The following is a 21,089-nucleotide window of genomic DNA, read 5'->3' as shown; positions in this document are numbered from 1 at the left end:
AAAGAGGTGTATTATGAAAAAAGAAAAACTATTAACGGCTATCCGGTTGCAGCACAGGGCTGAAATTCGGGGATACTTTACAATTTTCTTCCTTTTCTTTAGAATATAGCCATCTTCTAAAATTAAAACTTTTTTTAGAAGGCTTAAATTTAATCTAAACTTAGGAAGACCTTATGAGCACTCTTATTCACGGCTTTGAAATTATAAGCAAAAATCCCTTACCCGAATTTAATGCTGTAGGCATTTATGCAAGGCATAAAAAGACGGGACTTGAACTTTATCATATTTTAAACGATGACGATGAAAATCTTTTTTCATATAATTTTATGACGAGCTCTCCCAATTCGACGGGGGTAGCTCATATTATCGAGCACACGGTTTTATGCGGCTCTAAAAACTATCCGCTTAAAGACCCCTTTATGGTTTTGGCAAAGCAGAGCGTTAATACCTTTTTAAATGCCATGACCTATCCCGATAAGACAGTCTATCCCGCAAGCTCCTTGGTTGAGGCCGATTATTTTAACCTAATGTCGGTTTACGGGGATGCTGTCTTCTTTCCCAATCTTGACGAATGGGCTTTTAAGCAGGAAGGACACCGCTTTGAGCTGGACGAAAACGGAAAGATGAGCGTTCAGGGAGTTGTCTTAAACGAGATGCGGGCTAATTATTCCGACTTTGACGGGGTAATGTATGATTGGGCAGCAGCTTCTATTTGTCAGGGAAGTATCTATGCTAAGGATTCGGGCGGCTCTCCATTGGAGATTCCCGATTTAACTTATGAAGAATATAAGGCCTTTCACAAAAAATACTATCATCCCGTAAACTGCCGAATTTTTTTAATGGGAAATATTCCGACCGAAAAGCAGATGAAATTTTTAGAAGAAAAATTCCTTTCTAAATTTGAAGCTGCCGAAAAGCCTCCCTTTGTGCCGCCGATTGAGCACTATGCCGAGCCCCGCTTCTTTTCGGTACCAGCCCCCGCCGGCGGCCCTGCTCCGGCAGGTGATACTGCTTCCGCCGAAGAGATGACTAAAGATTCCGTAATGCTTAACTGGCTTCTCCCCGAAACTTCGGATACCGAAAAACTTATGCAGGCCTATCTTATAGGAGAGGTTTTAATCGGGCACAGCGGAGCATACTTAAATAAGGTTTTATTGGAATCGGGAATAGGGGAAGACCTTTATCCCTATAACGGAATAGGAAAAAGCCTTAGAAACATCACCCTCACAATAGGAATAAAGGGTATTAAAAAGGAAACGCATGAGGATTTTAAAAAGCTGGTCTTTAGTGCTCTTGAAGAGCTTGTAAAAAAAGGAATCGACCCTAAAGAAATTGAAACGGCCGTTCATTCTATAGATTTTAGCAACAGAGAAATAAGAAGAAACTACGGGCCTTTCGGCATTAACCTGATGGAGCGTGCTATGGCAGGCTGGACATACGGGGTAAGTCCCGAAAAAACTCTTCAATACACTCCTGTTTTTGAAAAGGTAAAAAAAGACCTTGCCTCCGATAAAAGGTATATCGAAAAACTGATTGAAAAGTATTTACTAAAGAATAAACATCATGCCCTTGTAAGAGTTTACCCCGATGCGGATTTTTGTAAACGCTTGGACGAAAGTCTGGAAAAAAGGGCTGAAAATTTTAATGCAAGTTTAACGGATGAGGATCGCAAGGCCATGCTCAAAGAGCAGGAGAAGATGAACGAGTTTAAACAAAAAAGCGATTCCCCTGAAATGCTCGCCCTTATTCCCCATCTTTCAAAGAAAGACCTGCCTCCTCTTCCGCCTTCGATAGATGAAGAAATTGCCTTTATCGGAAAGGTTCCCATTGTTATGCATGAGCAGCCTACAAACGGGATAGGTTATTTTCAATTGGCTTTTCCTGTAGACGGTTTAAGCGAAGAAGATTATAAATATCTGCCCCTTCTTTCAAGTTGCCTTACAGGAATGGGAACCGAAAACCTTTTATGGAGCGAGGTTTCTTCTAAGCTTGCAAATTTACTTGGAGGCTTTTCGGCAAGTGCCGGCGTTTTTACGGCAAACAAAAATCTTTCTTTATGTAAAAATGCGGATAAGATAAGGCTCTCTGATATAGCCGGAAGGGATTGGCTTTTTATTTCGGGGAAGATACTCGGTGAATTGATTCCTGAAGCTGTCTGCTTTGTTTTGCAGTTTTTAAACGAAATTTCTTTTGACGATAAAAAACGCTTAAACGATTTGGTAACCCAGAGGAAAAACGATTTTGAGAGTCTCCTTGCCCTTGACGGAAACAGCCTCGCTCTTCTTAGGGCCAGTGCACCCCTGTCCGAAAAAAATGCACGGAGGGAGATGCTTTCGGGATTAAGTCAGCTTAAATTTTTGAGGGAGCTTTATTTAAAAGTTAAAGAAGATAATTCTAAAAAAGCCGATTCCGAAAATGCTGATTTAGAATTGAATAAATTATCAAATAAATTAAGTGCCGTATATAAATCGATTATAAAATCAGGTTTGATTATCGAAGTTACCGGTACAAAAGAAAATCTGGCCGCTTTAAAAACAGCCTTTGAAAAAAACTTAAAAGGCTTTAAGGCTCCCGATAAGACTGATAAGATTGTTTTTGAAAATCCATTTAAATTTAGGCCTTCTGAAAAAAAGAGGTTGGAACTTATTCCTGCTTCTCTTCAAGTAGGCTTTGCAGTTTCGGTTTTTAAGGCGGCAGCTTTCGGTTCGAAGAAGCAAGCCTCACAGTTAATCCTGTGTAAATGGCTTTCAAGCGGCCCGATGTGGGAAAAGATAAGAAGCATAGGAGGAGCCTACGGTGCCTTTACCGTTCCTATGTCTTTGGAAGAAATTTTAGCCTTTGTTTCCTACAGGGATCCGAACCCGATAAATTCTCTTTCCGAATTTTTAAACTCAATAGACGAGACATTTACCCAAGACTTTTCGGAAGAGATGATAGAAAAGCTTATTACGGGAAGATACAGCAAGGAGATTATCCCGATGACTCCTGCAGGACGAGGGGCGGCTGCCTTTAGGGATCTTCTTTCGGGTATTTCATATTCCGAAAAAAAAGAAATCGTTGAAAAGATGCTGGAAACAACGGCTGAGGATTTGCGTAATTGTGCAAAAAAATTATCGGTTCAAAGGGATTCCCTTTCTTCCGTAGTCTTGGCTTCCGATTCGGCTCTTGCCCAAAAGGAAACGATAAAAGAACTTTATCCCGATCCCCTTCTTTCGGAGAGGGTTTGAGGAAGTCTAAACAGGGCTTTAAGGAGTTTTAAATGGGTATTTTAAAAGCAGCTTCAAGCAAAAAAAATCTCCGCCCCTGTGTTATAGGGATTGATCCGGGTTTGGCAAATACGGGATATGGAATTATAAGTTTTTCAAATAACCGCTTTGAGTGTATAGAATACGGCTCAATAAGTACCGAGCCTCATTTACTCCAAGGGGAAAGGCTTTTAAAAATTTTCGATAAGGTTTCGGAACTTATTGAAAAATACAGGCCTAAGGAGGCCGGAATAGAAACCTTATATTTTGCAAAAAATGCGACGAGTGCAATGTCCGTTTCGGAAGCCCGCGGCGTGGTTCTTTTGGCTCTGGCTCAAGGGGGGGTAAGGGTAGGAGAGTATGCTCCCAATTCCATTAAAAAAGCTGTAACGGGTATTGCTCAAGCTGAAAAAAGGCAGGTACAGGAAGCCGTAAAATTGATTTTAGGTTTAAAGGAAATTCCTAGGCCTGACCATGCGGCCGATGCCTTGGCTGCTGCCATTACAAAAATAAATTTAGGAGATGTAGGGGAGGTACGGGCTTATGTTTAACAGCATTTCAGGAATTTTAAGCGGAAAAACAACCGATTCCGTCTATGTTGAAAATTCAGGTATTGAGTGGGAAATCTTTGTTTCGGCCTTGGCCCTCGATGCCTTAGGCACTGTCGGAAAAGAGGTAAAGGTTTATACATGGCTTTATCACAGGGAAGACCAGATGAGGCTTTTCGGCTTTCCCAATCAGGCAGAACGCTCCTTGTTTTTGGATCTTACAAAGGTTGAGGGGGTAGGGCCCCGTCAAGCCTTAAAGATAATGTCGGGGCTTAATTCATCTTCCCTTGAAAAAGCCTTGGAGGAAGGCGACCTTGACACCCTTCAAAAGGCTCCCGGAGTAGGCAAAAAGACTGCCCAAAAAATGATTCTTGCCTTAAAAGGAAAACTTACCAATCTAAACGAAGTTTCCTCAAAGGGGCAGGCTTCCGTTTCTTGCGAATATGAAGACATAGTTACGGCCTTAACCGAAATGGGCTTTGAAAGAAAATCCGTAATCGTTCAAGTCGAAAAAATAGCCGAAGAAATGAAGGCCGCAGGTTCCGATCCTCTTAAAAACGAAGAAGAACTTTTTAGACGCTCAATCGTCGCTTTGAGTTGAACCTGCTGCCTCGCATAATTTTTTTTAATTCTTAAATCTGATACTTATCGAACCTATCCCGCCTTTGACGGTAATTGAGTTTTGGGCGATTGAACCGCTTTTTTGCCTATCGGCTAAAAAGGTTTTTGATTTTTTACCATTTATTATGACCTCTCCTAAACCTGCACTTACATCAAAATCATAATCTTTTTCGGAACCATTTATTTTAAGATCCACTTCGCCTATTCCTCCCTTGACTGAGGTCTTACCCAGGGCCGTACCCGAAAAGCTAAATGAGCCGACACCGGATTTTATATCCATATTGGTTACTGTAGAATCCTTAAAGTTTACTTCGCCGACTCCGGCTTTGATTTCGGCATCCTTCGAAATCTTTGCATCATAAATATTTACTTCTCCGACTCCTGCTGAAAGATTAAATTTTTCTACATTGATATCGTGAATATCGAGTTCTCCGACTCCGCTCTTTATTTCAAAATTATTAAATACGATATTCCGCGGCAGGCTGATATATATTTTAGGTGAATTATTTTTAAAATTAAAGCCCAGATTCTTAAAAAACTTTGAAGGAGTGTTGTCTTCAAAACTGATTGTGTCTCCTTTTTTTTCTACATCAAAATACTTAGGATTAATCCGTTGAATTTTATATGAGGCTTCATCAGCACGATCGCTTATTTCTATTTTTACCTCTCCGACTTCTGCCTTAAGAAAAAAATTCTTAATTCCATCCAAGCTGATTGTTTCAGCCTTTTCGTACTCATCTCCAAAATACTCGTTCATATCATCCCCCCAAGATTCTAGGTTGTTTTCCATATCTTCTATGCCGTCTTCCATACTCTCGGCCGCCGACATAATTTTATTATACGTTCTGTCAATAAAATTCCGTTCACGAATTCTACGTCTAGATCTATAAAAAAATCTTCCGCCTAAACTATAACCTATGCCGACAAGCATAAGTCCCAAAAGAATAATTAAAATTGTCTTTCCTATTTTTTTCATATAAATCCCCTTAACGATGTTTTGTGTGAACCGTTTATCGGTTATCTTAATAATTTAATAATCGCAAGTATTATTAAAGCCGGAATACCCAGAACGATTGCGCCCGCAAATAAAACCGGTATCAGCCAAAAGACCAGTTTAAATGCAAGAACTAAAATTCCCCCGACAATCCCGAAGACTGCAGCAATAATTCCGAAAACAAAAACAATAATTAAAAAAGCAATTAACATTTTTCCCTCCATAAATTAAATTTTTTTTACCAGCTGCGATATTTTTCTTATAATCGCAGTAACAAAAAGGTATAAAAGTCTGGTAAAACCTATGGCTATTAAAATAGCTCCTATTAAAAGAATACCCGTACCGAAGTCTACAAAAAGCATACCGAATGCGAATACTGCCAATATACCGCCGCCGAAAACAAGGGCAATGGATGCAACGCAAAGTCCTACACATAGAAGAACTATTACTACGGTAAGAATTACAGCCAGCGGTATTGCAATCGGAGCTGCAAAGATTCCGAGGATTGTAAACCATAAGGCTCTTAAACCTCCCCTTGCAGATTTTCTTGCTCCTTCGGCTTCTTTTATTGCATAGTCCGAAAGGATTTTTGAAGCAATGTGGGCAGGGCTTCTAAGCTCGTTTATTACCGTTTGCTCATTTTCACTTCCAGCCTCATCAAAATATTCTTCATAGAATTTAATTGCTTCCTTTCTATCCTTATAGGGCAGATGCCGAAGCCTGTCTTCAAGTTCTTCAATGAATTCTCTTCTTTTCATTTTATTCTCCTTCCCGAGTGCTTATTTTAATTTTTCCGAAGGCAGTGCTGATCTTTATATTGGTATCTGAAGTTTTACTTCCGAGGTTAAGCCTGTCTCCTTTTCCTTCAACATTTTCCCCATTTAGTTTTACTCTGCCTTGTTTAGAAAAAATATTTATATCGTAATTTTCTACGTTATCAGGCAAATTAAGATCCACTGAACCTATGGCAGAATTAATTTTAGCATAGTCATGCAGATTTCCTTGGAATATTATGCTTCCTGCTCCTGTGTTTAATATAACTTCATTAAAATCGCATTTTTGGAATTTATTAGTTCCCGCCCCCGTATTGAATTTTCCTCTATCCGATTTTAATTCGTTTCCCGTTATATTTCCGGCTCCCGAATTTGCATTGATGTAGGAGCTTTCGGTTCTTATAAAGTCAATTGTTCCTGCCCCTGTCGATGCGGAAATATTACCGGCTTTTATGTTTTCAAATTTTATAGCACCTGCCGAAGAAGAAAGCTTCATAGTTTCAATATCAATATCGCTTATATTTATGGAACCTGCAGAAGTATTAAAATCTATTTTTTTGTGTAGACCGCTTTTTACCGAAAAATTCCCGCATGTTGTATAGCCTTCAGTAACTTCTACATTTACTTCTTCTATTTTTAAAGAACCCATCTGGGAATTAAATTCGAGCTTTTCAAGACGAGTATCTTTGGGAATATTTATGATGATTTCTCTTTTGCCTGCATTAAAAGAGGTATTTATGTTAAAATTTTCCAAAAAGGAAGCAAAGCCTTTTTTGCTAAAAAAGAAAACGGGCTTTTCCTTTATTATAAGCTTTCCGTTTTCAATCTTTGCCGAAAAATCATCATCCGCAATATTTTGAGTAGTATACTCAATTTTTTCTTCTTGAGAAGCATTTATTAAAACTTTTGCGGCTGTTATGTTTAAAATAATTTCCGAAATGCTTTCATCGGGCGAAAACTGCCGGGAGACTTGAGTATTTTCACCCTTATATGAGGTTTTATGAAAATCTATAATCTCCTCTGCAAGTTTTTTAGGTGCTCCAAGTTCTTCAATTGCCGCCTCTTCGCTTTCGGCATCTTCAAAGTATTCTTCATAAAACTCGATCGTATTTTTTCTGTCTTCAGGTTTTAAAACCGAAAGATAAGAATTAAGTTCAGTTAAAAATTGGTCCTTTGTCATCTTTAATCTCCTAAAGGGCTGTTCCCTTAAAAATCTTGTCTATTAGTTCCTTATAGGACTTCCATTCTCCAATGTAAAGTTCATGCTGCCTTAATCCCGCAGGCGTTATTTTGTAGTACTTACGGTTTCGTCCGTCGATAGGCTGGTCGTAGGTTTCCAAATATCCGCTTGTTTGCAGTCTTTTTAGAACAGGGTATAAGGTAGATTCCGATATTGGAAGAAGGCTTTTGACATCCTGCGTTAATTTGTAGCCGTAAGAATCCGAGTCTTTTAAAAGGGCTAGAACGCAGGCTTCAAGCAAGCCCGTATTTATCGAAAAAATCATCCCGTTAACCTCCTTGCTATATCTGATATTATATAATACTATTTAGTATATTATTTATATTTATATATTATATAAAATATAATATTATGTCAAGTATAAATATGAATTTTTTTATAAAAATTTTGACAAAATTTTTAATATATGATAGTATGGGTGATAATTATTTATATTGATTGGCGGCTTAATAGGTGCCTTGATTCTATAAAAATTGAATATATTTGGAGGTAAAATATGAAAAAAATAATTTTGATTACTTTATTTTTTATGTGTATTTTGGCTATGGGCTTTTCCGAAGATCCGGCTACCGGTTTATGGAAAAGCGTGGACGAAAAAACCAATGAGGTTACCGGCGTCTGGAACATTTATGAAAAAGACGGAAAATTGTTTGGAGAAATGCTTGTTACAGTAGGTCATGATCCTAAGGAGCTTGCGTCTTCCTGTAAAGAATCCTATAAAGATTTTCCGAAAGCCGGAAAGGTAAATGAAATGCCGCTTGTAGGCACGCCTTTTATTTACGGTCTTGTAAAAAAAGAAACCGGTTCATGGCATAAGGGTTATATCATTGATCCGGGTGACGGCAAGTATTACTATTGCAAAATAAAATTTCACAAGGCTGACGGTAAAAAATTTAAAACCGATACCCTTGAAATGCGCGGAGAAATCGGTCTCGGCATAGGACGCAGTCAGTATTGGCTTAGAACCGACAAGGCAGAAACCGATGAATTGATCAAAAACAATGTAGTTAAGAATTAGTATCAACGTAATTCCGTATCGGGGATAAGGCTTTTTGCAATGGCTGTAAGGGCCTGAGCTTGAGAGAGAGGATAGGGCTCTACCGAGTTCCACTCAGGGTTTAAACAAGTTCCCGGTACAAATTGGGCTAGCCTCCATCTTGCGTTTTTAGGCAGGAGGGAGGCTATTTTTTTTATTTCGTCTTCAGATACGAGGGGCGGAGCCAAAACAGTTCTGTATTCTACTTCCGTTTTTTCGGTATTTGATTTTAGAATATCGAGGGTTTTTAAGAGTGCGGTTTTTGCTTTTTTTGCGGCTGAATCGGTTTTTGAGGCTAAAAGTTCCCCGTACCTTTCAGGCGAAGTCTTTACATCTATGGCTATCATATCAGGTTGAAGATTGGAAGATCTTAAAACCTCTTCTATGCGTTCCGGAAAAAGGCCGTTTGTGTCTATTTTAACTGCAAGGTTTAAGGACTTGGCTCTTTCAATGAGCTCGAACAAGGCAGGAGACATAAAGGGTTCCCCCCCTGATATTACAAGGCCTGAAATAAGGTTTTTCCTTCTTTCTAAAAATGTATAGATTTCGCTAAGCTCATAATAGTCATTGGAGCTTTCCTGATTTGCAGTAAAGGAAGAAGGCGAGGCTAGGGCGAGCTCTGCATTGTGGCAGTAGGGGCATCGTATATTGCAGCCGGGCAAAAAAACCGCCGCTGCGACGCGGCGGGGAAAATTAACTAATGTGGTTTTTTGTAAACCTGCAAGCATTAGGCTATTTGTTCTTTTTTTTCTGAAAGGTTTTCCGAATTTGAAAAATTTAAGGAGCCGCTGATGGGCGGGCAATCACAGTCGGACAGAGTTTTTCCAATCCTTTCGTTTTCGGAAGAGAACATAAGCCTGTGGTTATATTCTTCTCGTTTTCCTTTGTTCCAGTTACGGACCGATCGGTAATAGCCTACAATTCTGGCATAAACCTCAGTTCCCGTACCATGAACATTTTCAAGTTCTTTTTTTACCTCTTCAATTTCTGCATTGACTTTTTCAATGTCTCTCATTTTTTCCTCCCAGCTTTCGGAATAAACCGTTATTTAGCGTTCTATTCCTTATATCGGCTATTCTAACACTATATATAGTGTTTGTCAAGTAAAAAGTTAAAAAAAATAGAATTTTTGCAATTTTTTTCTCTTGATGTATATAAAAATGTGTGGTATATTTTAGATGTGATGGGAGGAAGTATGTCTGCTTTTGAAAAACTTAGAAAAAACGGAATAAACATTTCGGAAAAAGATATAAAAATTATTGCGGCTAAATATTCCATTAAAGAAATATCGGTTTTCGGTTCTTCTATTCGTGATGACTTTGACACTGATAGTGATATAGATTTACTTATCGAATTTTATAATTCGGAAACTATTTCTTTATACGATATAATTGATATTCAAGAGTATTTTGAAAAAATTACACAACGTCCTGTTGATATTGTTGAACCGGAAGGATTGCGTAATCCATATCGTAGGGAGAATATTTTAAAAACAAAGGAAATACTATATGCAGCTTAATGAAAGAGATAAAAGCTATATATACGATATGTTGACATATTCAAATGAGAAATTGCTTCCAAATCTATACCGGAACTAATTAATTTGCTAAATTCAAAAAAATTTATATGAGTATCTTAAACCTTATTGACAAAAAATTAGAATTTATGTAGACTATCTAGCTAGATAACTCGTTATACCATTTGCGGTTAAATTAAGTGAGTGACTATTTACCGCTCCGAATATGACTTTTGTCACTGGTAAAACGGGTAAAAAATATGTAAACTTACAGAAATGTAAGGCGGAAAGTTAAAATGTAAGCTATAGTAAATGCTTGTTTTAATTTTTTATGATATTATGAACATCGAAAAACTTCAGCTTTTCGATGTTTTCCTTAGATTTATTTGCGATGTTTTTCATAAGTATTTATGTATCAATGACTTATGAAAAACTCGCCATCAGCTTTGCTGATAAGGCATCTGTAAAAATCTAACAAGGTTTTTACAGATTACCTATAATATGTACAACTTTTTTTGGAGGTTTTGTATGAATATTGTACAGGTTAAAAACTTAAAGAAGACCTATCCGTTGGGAAAGGTTTTAGTTGAAGCCGTAAAAGGCATCGATTTCGCCATTGAGCAAGGCGAATTCGTTTCAATTTCAGGGCCTTCGGGTTCCGGCAAATCGACCATTCTTAATATGATAGGTTTAATAGATACGCCCTCGGGTGGGGAGCTCATCATAAACAATGAGAGTATTTATAAGGAATCGGATTTTGCTTCTCTTTTAAAAAAGCAGAACAAAAAGGTTAAAGTTCCCAACAAACTGGATAAAAAAATGACCGTACTCCGCCACGAGTATTTGGGCTTTATTTTTCAATCTTTTAACCTTGTTCCGGTTTTAAATGTGTACGAAAATATAGAATTTCCTCTTTTATTTGGAAAGGCAAAAGAGAGTAAAGCAAATCAAAAAGAGTGGATTAACTATTTAATAGATAAGGTCGGTTTGAGCGAATGGAAGAACCATAAGTCTAACGAGCTTTCAGGAGGTCAAAGGCAGAGGGTTGCCATCGCAAGAGCCTTGGCTACTAAACCGCAAATAGTTTTAGCCGATGAGCCCACTGCAAACCTTGACTCAAAGACCGGTATTCAAATTTTGGAGCTTATGAAAGAGGTAAACAGGGAACTTAAAACAACCTTTATCTTTTCGACGCATGATGCAAAGATAGTAGATATGACCAACCACCGCATTAAAATTTTGGACGGTCAAATCCTCGAAGATGTAAAGGCTTCAGCTTAAACTTAGGAAAATTATTATGAATAAGACAATTTTTAAAATGGCGGTAAAAAATCTTTTTGCGAGTAAAGCAAAGATGATTATTACCTTATCGCTTATAGGAATAGGAACTTTTTTGGTTATACTTGGTTTCGGTATTCTAAATTTTTCATTGCAGCAAACTCAAGAGGTTTGTATAAGCGATTTTTCGGGAGATGTTTTAATTACGGGCAAGCCTGAAAAAGACACTGTAATGGTACAACTCTTGGGTGTTTTTCAGACAGTCAGTGTCAGCATGGATACACCGAAGATGCCCTATCTGGTTCCTTTTGAAAAAGTTAAGTCCAAGGTTGAAAGCCTTCCTGATGTAAAAGGTCTTACTCCCTCCGTTTTTGCAAGCGGTATGCTCAAGGCTCTTGATTTACCCGATTCATGGGAGGCCGAAGACAAAAACCGGTCTTTTCTTCCTTATGCACAGATTCTAGGAATTGAACCTGAAAGTTATAAAAATCTTTTTGATACGATTAATATTTATGAAGGAGAATATCCTAAAACATCAAACGGTAAGTTTGCTCTGATTCCGCGTGATTTAAAAGAAAAGTTTGAAAAATATTATGACAGACCCTTAAACTTGGGAGACGAGATTTTGGTAACGGCCTTTGCAGGAAAGGCAAGACAGCAAAAAGTTATCATAACGGGCTTTTTCGATTATGCTCATCCCGATACGGCAATAGACGGTATAGCCTACTTTGATGTAGATACAACCCGAATACTTGCCGATATGACAATGGGAGCAAGAGTCGCAGCAGCCATTCCCGATTCCGTCGATTTAAGCCTTTCAGAAAAATCGGAAGATGAACTTTTTGCAGATGATTCAGGCGCAGATATTATAGATACCGTACAGAATTCAAATTCAAAGATTGATTATGAAAATCTTTTGGGAAGTACCGAACTGCGCGATCGGCTTAACTTAGCCGACAATGAAGCTTGGCATCATATCGTAATAAAGCTTAAAGATTCTTCAAAGACTCAAAGCGTAATAAAAACCTTAAATGATTGGTTTAAGGAAGAAGGAATAAGCGCTCGAGCTGTGAATTGGGAACGCGGAATGGCAATGTATTACAGTGCAATAGAAGGAACAAGAATTCTTTTTATTACAATGCTGGCTATTCTTTCCGTAGTAGTTTTAATCGTTATAATGAATACACTGGTTGTCGCCGTTATGCAAAGAAGCTCCGAGATAGGAACGATGAGGGCCATAGGAGCTAAAAAAGGTTTTGTAAGAAAGATATTTTTTGCGGAATCTTTTTTTATGTCTTGCGTAGGTGTTCTTATCGGCTTGGTACTTGCTCTTATCGCTGCAGCCGTTGTGAATGCTTTTGACATCAGGGTCGGAGATATACTTGCAGCTATGTTCGGCGGAAAACAGATTAGGGTAAGTATTTCGATCGGTTCTGCCGTTTGGACAATGGCTGCAATGCTTTTAGCAGGTCTTGCAGCAAACTGGTATCCGGTAAGGCTTGCTTTAAAGATAAGTCCTCTTGAAGCAATTAACCGTTAAATAAGGAAATGGATTATGAATATATTAAAAATAGCATTTAGAAATTTAAACAGACAAAAAAGGCGAAGTATTCTTTTGGTTTTTGCGATAGCCTTTGCTTTCTTTGTCGTTATCTTTATGGACGGCATGACTTCCGGTGCCGTAAACAGTATGGCCGGAGAAATTTCAAAAATCGTAGGAGGCCATGTCTATATAATAGGTTCAAAAAAGGCTCCCGATAAGTCGGCGGATGATCCTGCTCAAATTTATATGGACAAAAACGATGTTGAGTTTATAGAAAAGACCGTAAAAGAATTAGGAATAGAAACTACGTACATCATAAAAAGAAGTCGTGCATCAGGTAAGCTGATATTTGAAGGAAAAGAAGTTACCTCTCAAATTGACGGCTGCAAATTCGATGAAGAAAAAATTTTACATGACAGTATTCTTTTTAAGGAAGGAAGCTGGGAAGCCATGAAAAAAGAAAATGCAATTCTTCTTTCCGAATCGGTAGCCGCAACCTTAAATGTAGACTTGCACGATATAGTTTTACTTGAAACTAGGACATCACAAGGTCAGCTTACGGTTATTGAACTTCAAGTAGAAGGTATTGCAGTAAATCGCTCTTCATTCGGCGGAATCACAAATTACATCAATTTTGATTATTTGCAAAAAATTACGGAATTGGAAAAAGACAGTATAGAAGTATATTCGCTTTTTTTAAAAAATCCCGATATGCAGGAAATTTATGCGCAACAGCTTGAAAGAAAAATCGCAGAAACTCATCCCATTACAAGCAGGGATCTTGCCCGAACTATAAGCCCTTCACAGCCTGCAAGCAATGTATTTAAGCAACTTGAAGAAGGAAAGTGGCAGGGAACCAAATTCGGCATAGCTACTTTTTACGATTTTGCTCCGCAGGTTATTACCTTTATGAATACCTTAAACGGTATAAGTTTCGGTATTTTGATTGTGCTTTTGGTTATTACGATGATAGGTATTTCAAATACCTTTAAAATTATTGTGTATGAAAGAAGGGGGGAAGTCGGAACCATGCGCTCTTGCGGTGTTATGAGAAAACATATAAGGCGTCTTTTTCTTGCAGAAGCTTCATTTTTATCCTTATTCGGAGCCGTATGCGGTTTTGTACTTGCTGTTCTTGTAATGCAGGTTATCTCGTTTATTCCGATAGCTGTAGATTCACCTTTTTCGGTCTTTACCAAAAACGGATACTTTGCGTGGAACTTATCCGCTCTTTTAGTTTTTTTAAAGTTTGTGATAATGTTGGGTTTAACCCTGCTTACTGTAAGGGGCTCGGCTTCGAGAGCCGCTAATATGATTCCTGCCGAAGCCTTAAGGTCGGGAAAATAAGTTTTTATAGGAGATTCGATAAACAGTTCGGCAGAAATTCAGCCTTACTGTTTATCTTTCGAGTTTTGTGCTTTGCACAAAATATCGTGTTATAGGAGAATGTATGAAATATTTTATTAACAAAAAATTATTGATTATACTCATTGCTTTTCTTGTAAGCATTGCGGTATTTGCCGAGATTCCCTCAATGGAGGAAATGTATAAGATTATGGATAAAGTTTTCGACACGGGAAATTTTAAAAAAGATTTTACAAGCACTCTTACACTGATTGTCGAAAAGCCTAATCAGCCTAAGGAAGTCGTTCAGTTTAAACTCTTTAGACGCGACACTAAGGACCAAACAACTCTTATTCAGCTGGCTCCCGAAGCCGATAAGGGAAACGGTTATTTACAGGAAAAGGAGAACCTTTGGTTCTATGATCCTATTGCCCATCAGTTTACTCATTCTTCCCTTAAAAGGAATTTGGCAAACAGCGATACAAAATTATCCGATGTAAATAAAAAGTCGCAATTTAGGCAAGCTTGGGAAATTCTTAAAATTGAAGAAGCAAAGCTGGGTAAATATGAGGTTTATGCGGTAACTGCTAAGGCTTTGGAAAAGGATGCTGCTTATGCTCAAGAAAAATTCTTTGTACGAAAAGACGAACACCTCCTTTTAAAAATAGAAAGTTACGGTGCGAGCGGAAAACACATGAGAACTACTCTTATACCAAAATACGCAAATGTTGAAGGTATGCCGCTTCCCGTACATCAAATATATATAAATGAGCTTATCAAGGGAGAAAAAACAACGCAGATATTTCAAGACTTCAGCACTGCAAAAATTGATGATGTAGTTTTTACCAAGGCTTATTTGGAGAAGATAAACTAATATGAAAAAAATTGCGATTTTTATTTTTGTTTTATTTATTCCCTTTTTTGTGTTTGCACAAGAAAACTCTTCCGATTTGGAAAATGATCTTTTCGGCGGAGATGAAGATACCCTTATATCTGCCGAAGAAGCCCGTTCTGACAGTAAGAGTAATTTAAAGTTTAAGGCAGATCTTGAAAAGGCAAGCCTTAGCCTTGAGTCAAAAAAATTGAGAATAGGCGGAAGTTTAAGTTCTTCAATGGGAATAAATTATGCTTGGGTAGATCCCTATTCAAAGAAGGATGATTACCTGAAATCTTTTAAAGACGGAAAGGGTTCCTTTAACACAACCTTAAACGGAAGCCTTTTTTTTGATGCACGCCCCAATGAAGACTTAAAGCTTTATGGAAAATTCCTTTTCGGCTTCCCTTTCGAGAAGAGTTTATCCGGACAAGGGGCTGCTTTTGTGCCTAAGTCGATTGTTCCTCCAAACGGTTTAAAATTACCTGCTTTTGTAGAAGTAAGCGGAGTCCCAAATATTAAAATTCAAGAGCTTTACACGGATTTTTCCGCTAAGGATATTGCTTTTTTCCGTTTTGGGAAACATGCGGTAAAATGGGGAACCGGTTACTTTTATAGTCCTGCCGATGTTATAAATATTTCAAGAATCGATCCTCAAGATCCTACGGCCGATAGGGAAGGGGGGATTTCTTTAAGAACCCATATAATAATTCCCAAAACCCAGCACAATATCTGGCTCTACCTGTTGCCTCCGGAACAGAGAGACGGCTATGATCCCAAATACACGGCAGGAGCCGCAAAGGGCGAGTTTGTTGTCGGTAACTGGGAATTGGGATTTGGAGGCTGGTACAAATACGAAAAAGCTCCTCGTCTTATTACCACCGTTTCGGGCAGTATTGCAGGAAAGGTTGCCGTCTTCGGCGAGGGCGTTTTTGCTTGGGGAAGCGATTATACCTATTATAAGGCCGATATGAGTCCCTATACCGAAAAAAACAAGCCCTTTTTTCAGGCAACACTAGGCGGTTCTTATTCAAATGCCGACACCAATACCGGTATAGTTTTACAATATTTTTATAACGGCTTCGGGTACTCAAATACAGATGTACCTCAAGATATTCTTTCAAAGGCTGCTGTGCACATAAAAAATAAGAATTACACTCATCCTTCAGTCCTTGCCTCAGGTGATATTTTTGCTATGGGAAATATAGGCCAACACTATATAGCTCTTAATATAAGCCAAAACAAACTTGGTACCGATAAGTTGAGCCTAAACTTTTTTCAGCAATTTGCTATATCGGAACTTGAAGGTTTTTCAAAGCTTACCCTTAACTGGAGAATATATAAATTTGCCAGTATGAGTACAGGGCCTTCTTTTAGCTATCCCTTAAGTCCCAATTCAAAGACGAAGGGTGAGGTGAGGTATAGTCTTTCGTTTCGCCTAGGCGGCGGCACCTTCTAATCCGGCAATATGCGGCCGATGACTTTGTCGCTTCATAAAAATTAATCCTCAGCGTATCAAAGATACGCCTGCGGTTAATTTTTATTCGCTTCGCGTCCTCGGCTCGCCTCTTGCCGGATTGGCTCGGCCGTGGATGGCTGTGGTTCTTGCGTTGCTTAACAAAAAACAGTCCTCGACGTGCACAAAGCACGCCTGCGCCCGCCACGGATGGCGGGTGGTTTCAGCTTAAAGAGTTTGTGCTTGTCACAAACTCGAAGATCAAAAATATATAAGGATGTATATTTTTGATCGAGTATCTGTACCCTCTATTTACGGCTTGGTTTTACTGGTTTATTTTTATTCGCTTCGCGTCCTCGACTCGCCTATTGCCGGCTTGGTTCGGCCACGGATGTCCGTGGTTCTGGCTTGTTTTTTTTGATTATGTGTGCTAAAATATCGGTGGGAAATCCCACTTTTATTGGAGGTATGATATGCAGGCAATACCGGTAAAATCATATGATGCAAGAATTGACTCAAAAAAAAGAATTACTTTAAGGAATGCTTTATTCGAATATTTTAATGTTAAAGAATTTGCTGATGGAACAATTGTACTTGAGCCTAGAGAATTAACAAAGCCTTTTACTGTTTCTTCTAACACATTAAGTATGATGGATAAAAGTATGGAAAATTTTAATTTTGGGGATGTTTCAGATCCTATAGATATTTCTGTTTACGGAGATGTTCATTGATGTTCAAAATTCGTATGGGAATACCTGAAATGAAACAAATTTGGGAAAATTTAGAAAAAAAATACAATTCAAACACATTGAGCAAAGCCGAAAAAGAATTATTTAAAAAACTGATTAATTGTTTTAAAAAACTTTCAAATGATCCTCATTATCCGGGCTTACAATCTCACGAGATAGAATCATTAACAAGGCGTTATAAAATAAAAGTATGGGAATCTTATTTAGAAAATAATAAACCTGCAGCAGGAAGAATATTTTGGGTATATGGTCCGAATAGAGGTGATATTACAATTATAGGATTGGAACCTCATCCAAATGATAAAAAAAATGCTTATAATAAAATCACTCTTTCTTCAATTGAAAAATAGTCAGTAAAATTTTATACAGCAAGTTAGAAATATTTCTCTTCCTCTAATACCCAAAAAATCTTAAATACTTGCATATTCTATAAAAATATGCAATAATTAACTTATACATAAGAAAACTGCCGCTTATAGTATGTTTCGGCTGCATGAAGTCGGCACTTTCTTACAATTTTTTTTATGCTTTGTGCTGTTTAAAATATTGGAATTGAATAGCCGTGCATAAATTTTTATCTCGGTTTATTAGGATGGGAGTATGAATCATCATAATAGGCCATGGGTAAACTATGTTATAAAAATGTGTGTTGTGCTTTTTTAAGGAGGTTTTTATGTTTATTGAAATTAGGCCTTATGAAAAAGAGCGTTTATCGGTGCGTTTTAAAGCTGAGGGAGAAGATTTTTCCAAAATTCTGCAGGCAATAAAAAAAGTACCGAACAGAGCCTGGATTCCGGCTGGATATTTCTGGATTATTCCTGCCGACCGTAATTCTTGCGATACTTTATTAAACAATCTTTATAATGAAGGGCTATGCAGAGGGGATTCCGGCTTTACCCTTAAAGATTCTGGACTTACTGATAGAAAGCCTCATGATGTTGAGCCTTTGACTACAGAAATTATTGGAGAAAGGAATAATCATACTGCAACCGATATTCAGAGTATTTTAAATAAGTTGGAAGAAGTTATTACTGCCAAACATTACAGTAAGCGTACAATGGAGGCTTACAGCTATTGGATAAGCCGCTTTATTCGTGAAAATAAGAATAAAAATCTTAAAACTCTTTCCGATACGGAAATAAATGCCTTTGTGAGCCGTCTTGCAGTGAAGGAAAAGGCTGCCGCTTCAAGCCAAAATCAGGCTCTTGCGGCTCTTTTGTTTCTATATAAAAACATATTAGGCTTAACTATAAAGACTCCTGAAAATATAGTCCGTGCTAAAAAGCCTAAAAAGCTGCCTGCCATAATGACCCGTGAGGAAACTGCAAAGATATTCTCTCTTTTGCCTGAAAACGATTACGGGCTTCTTATCCGTTTGCTTTACGGAACCGGAATGCGGCTTATGGAAGCCTTGCGGTTAAGGATTCAGGATATTGATTTTGGGAAAAACGAAATTACGGTACACTGCGGAAAGGGTGCGAAAGACCGTAAAACCGTACTTCCTGTTTCTCTTAAATTTCCGCTTCAAAAACATATGGAAAAAGTCCGCCTTATACATGAGGCAGACTGCAAGGAAGGTTTCGGTTCGGTGCCGCTTCCGTTTGCTCTTGCAAAAAAATATCCCAATGCCAGTAAGGCTTGGGCATGGCAGTGGGTGTTTCCTCAAGCACGCCGATGGCGTAACAAAGAAACCGGCGAGCAAGGGCGCCACCATATCGATCCTTCGGTTATTCAGCGTACTCTGCATGAAGCTGTTTTAAGGTCAGGTATCCCTAAACCAATCGGCTGTCACACTTTCCGCCACTCATTTGCAACGCACCTGCTTGAAGCCGGCTACGATATCCGCACCATCCAAGAGCTTCTCGGCCACAGCGATGTTAAAACTACTATGGTTTACACCCATGTCCTAAACCGCGGCGGACTAGGCATTCAAAGCCCTATCGACAGGATGTGATCTTTCTTTTCTCCGTTTAGTGAGGATAGGCCTAATCTGCCAGCGGTTCATTTATCCGATTTGTATTTATGGTAGAAAGGTGTGTTTTTTTGTTTTGCAGCAGTTTAGATTGCAAATTATTGGTTTTTATGCTATAGTGAGGAAGGGTCGAAGGGAAGTTAGGTGTATAAGGGTAAAAATAGGATAAAATATTGGAAGAGAATGAATTAATACAAAAAGTAAAAGAATATACATATTATCTTACAGATGAATATTTGGAAGAGGTATGCAAGGACTTGTTACAAATTAAAGATATAAATCTTTTCTTCGAAAAATGTTATGAAAATGATGCTATTCATGAATGGAAAAGTCCTTGTTCATTTATTTGTGATTCAGTAACTCATTCACATAAATATCGAGAATTAATATTAAAAAAATATGAAAATGATTGTATTTATAAATTTTGTGAAAAAATGCTATTTGATTCTTCATATACTAGACGAAGAGAAGCATTGATTATAATCTGTGATACTTTAAATATTCATAGAATAAAATGTAAAAAACTACTGGAAGAGTATTTTCTTTTTGTAATAGAAAAAGATCCGCTACTTTTATATGATTATATAATGGAATTTACGTGGTTATATGCTTATGAAATTAGAATTAGGAAAAATCTCTATTCAAAAATCTTAAATCTGAATAATGAATTTGCTAATCTTACATTATTAGAATATTTAGATAGTCTAGTCGTACCTTTTTTTAGTCGAGATGGATTACTAAAATACAAAATTTTATCAAAATTAACAAGAGATAAAAGTAGATGTGTAAATTCATTTGCTGAAAAAATAAAAAAGAATATGCTTATTAAAAATTATAATAAACACATTGAAACAAAAACATATATTCTAGGAAATGCAAAGTTAGAATTTATTAATATAATGTTTATGAATAAAACTGAAACTTATAATAAAGATGATTTTATAAATTTTTATTTGAATTATGTAAAGGAAAACACCTAACACCCGCTTCAACCTGACATTGCGGACAAGCCGCAAATGCAGGTTAAGCGAATGTTAGACGGATGCCTTACGGCACGATAAACTGTAACTTTGAAAAATAGGATATATTTTTATAAATTAAAGTTTAAAGCCCCAATTAATGGGTTAGGTTACTCTGAGCAAGAGTGTCTTTTATTATAATGGCTATTTGAGAATGAGAAAAAAAATAAATTTTTATCTAATAATTTTAAAACTTATTAAGGAAATTAACAAAATAAAAGTTCTTCAGATGGTTGTGGTGTTTATAATATTAGGATTTATTGTTAAAAAACTGGAAAAGTGATATACTATTTATAGTATGACATTCGATTGGAATAATGAAAAGAATATAATGCTTAAAAGAGATAGAAATATATCGTTTGAGCGGATTATTATAGCAATTGAACAAGATAGTTTGTTGGATATTTTAGAACATCCAAATAAAGAAAAATATCCAAATCAAATTTTGCTTCTTATAGAAATTGATAGATATGTATATGTAGTTCCTTGCGTACTTGAAAATGATGTTTGTTTTTTGAAAACTATTTTTCCAAGTAGAAAATATACGGCAAAATATCTTGATTTTAAAGGAGAAGAAAATGAATACTGAAAAAGAGCTGTATGAATCTATAGAAAATGATGAATGGAAAGCGGTAAAAAATTTTTATGATCTTCGCAATGATTTAAAAAAAGCTGCTAAAACTATGCTTATGAAAAAAGAAAAGATAGATGTAATACTTGCCAAGCAAGATATAAATAATCTAAAAGCCAAAGCTTTTGAAGAAGGTATGGAATATGAAATTTTTGCAGGAAGTGTTTTACATAAATATTTAACAGGAAGACTTGTAGAGGGATAAAAATTCAATTCGTCTAACACCCGCTTCAACCTGACATTGCGGACA

23 protein-coding genes are annotated in these 21,089 nt (G+C 37.2%); 16 read left to right on the top strand and 7 right to left on the bottom strand.

Annotated elements, in window-relative coordinates:
• The first annotated feature begins 173 nt into the window (after positions 1-173).
• Genes TDE_RS08900 through ruvA form a run of 3 tightly spaced genes read left to right on the top strand, consistent with a single transcriptional unit; the run spans position 174 to position 4,394 of the window.
• Entirely contained in the window at positions 174-3,227 is a 3,054-nt protein-coding gene (locus TDE_RS08900; protein WP_002679557.1) for an insulinase family protein, read from the top strand.
• A gap of 32 nt (positions 3,228-3,259) precedes the next feature.
• Complete coding sequence (gene ruvC, locus TDE_RS08895; protein WP_002679556.1) at positions 3,260-3,796, top strand: crossover junction endodeoxyribonuclease RuvC; 537 nt, start codon at positions 3,260-3,262, stop codon at positions 3,794-3,796.
• A complete protein-coding gene (gene ruvA / locus TDE_RS08890; RefSeq protein WP_002679554.1) occupies positions 3,789-4,394 on the top strand; it encodes a Holliday junction branch migration protein RuvA in 606 nt (201 codons plus the stop codon). Before ruvC ends, ruvA begins: the two co-directional genes overlap by 8 nt.
• Before the next feature lie 24 nt (positions 4,395-4,418).
• Here ruvA and TDE_RS08885 read toward each other — a convergent pair whose 3' ends face one another.
• The 5 genes from TDE_RS08885 to TDE_RS08865 are packed head-to-tail and all read right to left on the bottom strand — an operon-like array spanning position 4,419 to position 7,686.
• Positions 4,419-5,390 (bottom strand): DUF4097 family beta strand repeat-containing protein, encoded by a 972-nt coding sequence (locus tag TDE_RS08885; RefSeq protein WP_002679552.1) that lies wholly within the window; start codon positions 5,388-5,390, stop codon positions 4,419-4,421.
• Positions 5,391-5,431: 41 nt separating this feature from the next.
• Positions 5,432-5,620 carry a hypothetical protein gene (locus tag TDE_RS08880; protein ID WP_002669623.1) on the bottom strand — a complete coding sequence of 63 codons (189 nt, stop codon included), beginning with the start codon at positions 5,618-5,620 and terminating at the stop codon, positions 5,432-5,434.
• Between the two features lie 15 nt (positions 5,621-5,635).
• Positions 5,636-6,166 carry a DUF1700 domain-containing protein gene (locus TDE_RS08875; RefSeq protein WP_002669622.1) on the bottom strand — a complete coding sequence of 177 codons (531 nt, stop codon included), beginning with the start codon at positions 6,164-6,166 and terminating at the stop codon, positions 5,636-5,638.
• A gap of 1 nt (position 6,167) precedes the next feature.
• Complete coding sequence (locus TDE_RS08870; protein WP_002679550.1) at positions 6,168-7,361, bottom strand: DUF4097 family beta strand repeat-containing protein; 1,194 nt, start codon at positions 7,359-7,361, stop codon at positions 6,168-6,170.
• A 10-nt stretch (positions 7,362-7,371) separates the two neighbouring features.
• Positions 7,372-7,686: a PadR family transcriptional regulator gene (locus TDE_RS08865; RefSeq protein WP_002669619.1), complete on the bottom strand. Its 315-nt coding sequence runs from the start codon at positions 7,684-7,686 to the stop codon at positions 7,372-7,374.
• Positions 7,687-7,917: 231 nt separating this feature from the next.
• Here TDE_RS08865 and TDE_RS08860 point away from each other — a divergent pair, with 231 nt between their 5' ends.
• Positions 7,918-8,439 carry a DUF2147 domain-containing protein gene (locus TDE_RS08860; protein WP_002669617.1) on the top strand — a complete coding sequence of 174 codons (522 nt, stop codon included), beginning with the start codon at positions 7,918-7,920 and terminating at the stop codon, positions 8,437-8,439.
• Between the two features lie 2 nt (positions 8,440-8,441).
• On the opposite strand, the gene TDE_RS08855 is transcribed toward TDE_RS08860, so the two are convergent.
• Together TDE_RS08855 and nrdD are read right to left on the bottom strand one after the other, a co-directional pair.
• Positions 8,442-9,185: an anaerobic ribonucleoside-triphosphate reductase activating protein gene (locus TDE_RS08855; RefSeq protein ID WP_002669614.1), complete on the bottom strand. Its 744-nt coding sequence runs from the start codon at positions 9,183-9,185 to the stop codon at positions 8,442-8,444.
• Positions 9,185-9,472 carry an anaerobic ribonucleoside-triphosphate reductase gene (gene nrdD / locus TDE_RS08850; protein WP_002675070.1) on the bottom strand — a complete coding sequence of 96 codons (288 nt, stop codon included), beginning with the start codon at positions 9,470-9,472 and terminating at the stop codon, positions 9,185-9,187. Before nrdD ends, TDE_RS08855 begins: the two co-directional genes overlap by 1 nt.
• Before the next feature lie 180 nt (positions 9,473-9,652).
• Between nrdD and TDE_RS08845 the strand changes: the two genes are divergently transcribed.
• From TDE_RS08845 to TDE_RS08790, 12 genes are all read left to right on the top strand, one after another.
• Positions 9,653-9,976 (top strand): nucleotidyltransferase family protein, encoded by a 324-nt coding sequence (locus tag TDE_RS08845; protein WP_002669612.1) that lies wholly within the window; start codon positions 9,653-9,655, stop codon positions 9,974-9,976.
• 525 nt (positions 9,977-10,501) lie between these two features.
• The gene (locus tag TDE_RS08840; RefSeq protein WP_002669611.1) at positions 10,502-11,254 is read left to right on the top strand and encodes an ABC transporter ATP-binding protein; all 753 of its coding nucleotides are present in this window, start codon (positions 10,502-10,504) and stop codon (positions 11,252-11,254) included.
• A gap of 16 nt (positions 11,255-11,270) precedes the next feature.
• Positions 11,271-12,791 carry an ABC transporter permease gene (locus TDE_RS08835; protein WP_002679548.1) on the top strand — a complete coding sequence of 507 codons (1,521 nt, stop codon included), beginning with the start codon at positions 11,271-11,273 and terminating at the stop codon, positions 12,789-12,791.
• Between the two features lie 15 nt (positions 12,792-12,806).
• On the top strand, positions 12,807-14,141 hold the full coding sequence (locus TDE_RS08830; protein WP_002669609.1) for an ABC transporter permease: 1,335 nt from the start codon (positions 12,807-12,809) through the stop codon (positions 14,139-14,141).
• Between the two features lie 103 nt (positions 14,142-14,244).
• A complete protein-coding gene (locus tag TDE_RS08825) occupies positions 14,245-15,012 on the top strand; it encodes an outer membrane lipoprotein-sorting protein (RefSeq protein WP_002679546.1) in 768 nt (255 codons plus the stop codon).
• 1 nt (position 15,013) lies between these two features.
• Positions 15,014-16,471 carry a hypothetical protein gene (locus TDE_RS08820; RefSeq protein ID WP_002679545.1) on the top strand — a complete coding sequence of 486 codons (1,458 nt, stop codon included), beginning with the start codon at positions 15,014-15,016 and terminating at the stop codon, positions 16,469-16,471.
• 470 nt (positions 16,472-16,941) lie between these two features.
• On the top strand, positions 16,942-17,199 hold the full coding sequence (locus tag TDE_RS08815; protein WP_002669606.1) for a hypothetical protein: 258 nt from the start codon (positions 16,942-16,944) through the stop codon (positions 17,197-17,199).
• The gene (locus TDE_RS08810) at positions 17,199-17,567 is read left to right on the top strand and encodes a hypothetical protein (RefSeq protein WP_002669605.1); all 369 of its coding nucleotides are present in this window, start codon (positions 17,199-17,201) and stop codon (positions 17,565-17,567) included. Before TDE_RS08815 ends, TDE_RS08810 begins: the two co-directional genes overlap by 1 nt.
• A 323-nt stretch (positions 17,568-17,890) precedes the next feature.
• Complete coding sequence (locus TDE_RS08805) at positions 17,891-19,171, top strand: integron integrase (RefSeq protein ID WP_002679544.1); 1,281 nt, start codon at positions 17,891-17,893, stop codon at positions 19,169-19,171.
• Between the two features lie 191 nt (positions 19,172-19,362).
• Positions 19,363-20,169 carry a hypothetical protein gene (locus tag TDE_RS08800; RefSeq protein WP_002681206.1) on the top strand — a complete coding sequence of 269 codons (807 nt, stop codon included), beginning with the start codon at positions 19,363-19,365 and terminating at the stop codon, positions 20,167-20,169.
• Between the two features lie 337 nt (positions 20,170-20,506).
• Positions 20,507-20,797, top strand: a complete 291-nt coding sequence (locus tag TDE_RS08795) for a hypothetical protein (protein ID WP_010692226.1) — start codon at positions 20,507-20,509, stop codon at positions 20,795-20,797.
• Complete coding sequence (locus tag TDE_RS08790) at positions 20,787-21,044, top strand: hypothetical protein (protein ID WP_010692225.1); 258 nt, start codon at positions 20,787-20,789, stop codon at positions 21,042-21,044. Before TDE_RS08795 ends, TDE_RS08790 begins: the two co-directional genes overlap by 11 nt.
• The last annotated feature ends 45 nt before the right edge of the window (positions 21,045-21,089 follow it).

This window comes from Treponema denticola ATCC 35405, from assembly GCF_000008185.1.
Taxonomy (GTDB): Bacteria; Spirochaetota; Spirochaetia; order Treponematales; family Treponemataceae; genus Treponema_B; species Treponema_B denticola.
The sequence above is the reverse complement of the archived record's forward strand: the minus strand, read 5'-3'. Positions and strand labels throughout refer to the sequence as shown.

Bases quoted from the DNA above. Each gene is read 5' to 3' on its own strand.
- TDE_RS08900 (WP_002679557.1), top strand. From the start codon at position 174: ATGAGCACTCTTATTCACGGCTTTGAAATTATAAGCAAAAATCCCTTA.
- ruvC (WP_002679556.1), top strand. From the start codon at position 3,260: ATGGGTATTTTAAAAGCAGCTTCAAGCAAAAAAAATCTCCGCCCCTGT.
- ruvA (WP_002679554.1), top strand. From the start codon at position 3,789: ATGTTTAACAGCATTTCAGGAATTTTAAGCGGAAAAACAACCGATTCC.
- TDE_RS08885 (WP_002679552.1), bottom strand. From the start codon at position 5,390: ATGAAAAAAATAGGAAAGACAATTTTAATTATTCTTTTGGGACTTATG.
- TDE_RS08880 (WP_002669623.1), bottom strand. From the start codon at position 5,620: ATGTTAATTGCTTTTTTAATTATTGTTTTTGTTTTCGGAATTATTGCT.
- TDE_RS08875 (WP_002669622.1), bottom strand. From the start codon at position 6,166: ATGAAAAGAAGAGAATTCATTGAAGAACTTGAAGACAGGCTTCGGCAT.
- TDE_RS08870 (WP_002679550.1), bottom strand. From the start codon at position 7,361: ATGACAAAGGACCAATTTTTAACTGAACTTAATTCTTATCTTTCGGTT.
- TDE_RS08865 (WP_002669619.1), bottom strand. From the start codon at position 7,686: ATGATTTTTTCGATAAATACGGGCTTGCTTGAAGCCTGCGTTCTAGCC.
- TDE_RS08860 (WP_002669617.1), top strand. From the start codon at position 7,918: ATGAAAAAAATAATTTTGATTACTTTATTTTTTATGTGTATTTTGGCT.
- TDE_RS08855 (WP_002669614.1), bottom strand. From the start codon at position 9,185: ATGCTTGCAGGTTTACAAAAAACCACATTAGTTAATTTTCCCCGCCGC.
- nrdD (WP_002675070.1), bottom strand. From the start codon at position 9,472: ATGAGAGACATTGAAAAAGTCAATGCAGAAATTGAAGAGGTAAAAAAA.
- TDE_RS08845 (WP_002669612.1), top strand. From the start codon at position 9,653: ATGTCTGCTTTTGAAAAACTTAGAAAAAACGGAATAAACATTTCGGAA.
- TDE_RS08840 (WP_002669611.1), top strand. From the start codon at position 10,502: ATGAATATTGTACAGGTTAAAAACTTAAAGAAGACCTATCCGTTGGGA.
- TDE_RS08835 (WP_002679548.1), top strand. From the start codon at position 11,271: ATGAATAAGACAATTTTTAAAATGGCGGTAAAAAATCTTTTTGCGAGT.
- TDE_RS08830 (WP_002669609.1), top strand. From the start codon at position 12,807: ATGAATATATTAAAAATAGCATTTAGAAATTTAAACAGACAAAAAAGG.
- TDE_RS08825 (WP_002679546.1), top strand. From the start codon at position 14,245: ATGAAATATTTTATTAACAAAAAATTATTGATTATACTCATTGCTTTT.
- TDE_RS08820 (WP_002679545.1), top strand. From the start codon at position 15,014: ATGAAAAAAATTGCGATTTTTATTTTTGTTTTATTTATTCCCTTTTTT.
- TDE_RS08815 (WP_002669606.1), top strand. From the start codon at position 16,942: ATGCAGGCAATACCGGTAAAATCATATGATGCAAGAATTGACTCAAAA.
- TDE_RS08810 (WP_002669605.1), top strand. From the start codon at position 17,199: ATGTTCAAAATTCGTATGGGAATACCTGAAATGAAACAAATTTGGGAA.
- TDE_RS08805 (WP_002679544.1), top strand. From the start codon at position 17,891: ATGTTTATTGAAATTAGGCCTTATGAAAAAGAGCGTTTATCGGTGCGT.
- TDE_RS08795 (WP_010692226.1), top strand. From the start codon at position 20,507: ATGACATTCGATTGGAATAATGAAAAGAATATAATGCTTAAAAGAGAT.
- TDE_RS08790 (WP_010692225.1), top strand. From the start codon at position 20,787: ATGAATACTGAAAAAGAGCTGTATGAATCTATAGAAAATGATGAATGG.